We start from the raw sequence: 511 nt of genomic DNA, 5'->3' as shown, positions 1-511 counted from the left end.
CCCGCCGCACCGCGGGCGAGACCCCCGAGACGATCCTCCCCGACCTCAGGCGAGAGGCGGTCAGAGCCTTCGACCTCCTCGAACGCGCCGCCCCAGGCTTCGCCCGAACCCACCGCACCGAACCCTGAGCCACCTCGGCGCGGTGTCAGGCGGAACCGGGGCAGGAGCAGCCGCGGTCGACCGCCCGACGAAGCCGAAGCCGAAGCCGGCCCCGGTTGCATGGACGGCGAAAGGGTTCTCGTGGCGGCCTCAGCCGGGAGCGGCCGGTCGGCGCCGGGTGGGGCCGGGCCGGGGGCGGCGGGCGGGGCCGGCGGGGCGGAGCCGTAACGGAGAGGAAAGACCGGGCGCGTCCCGGTCACGGGGGACGTGGTTTCAGGCGGTATACAGATGGTCGTGAAGCTGGACGAGCTAGACCGGGCGATCATCGGGGCCCTCGTGGACGATGCCCGGGCGACATATGCGGAAATCGGCGGGCAGGTCGGGCTGTCGGCCCCGGCGGTCAAACGGCGGG

The 511-nt window shown here is 74.2% G+C and carries 1 protein-coding gene; it reads left to right on the top strand.

Annotated features, from left to right (window positions below; translation table 11 throughout):
• Window positions 1-393: 393 nt before the first annotated feature.
• Window positions 394-511, top strand: a 118-nt coding sequence (locus tag AW274_RS42460; protein WP_369408694.1) for an Lrp/AsnC family transcriptional regulator, incomplete at its 3' end; no start/stop codon positions are given.

Source organism: Herbidospora daliensis (assembly GCF_001570585.1).
In the GTDB taxonomy this organism is placed as follows: Bacteria; Actinomycetota; Actinomycetes; order Streptosporangiales; family Streptosporangiaceae; genus Herbidospora; species Herbidospora daliensis.
Note: the sequence above shows the minus strand (reverse complement) of the source record. Positions and strands in the feature narration are given on the sequence as shown.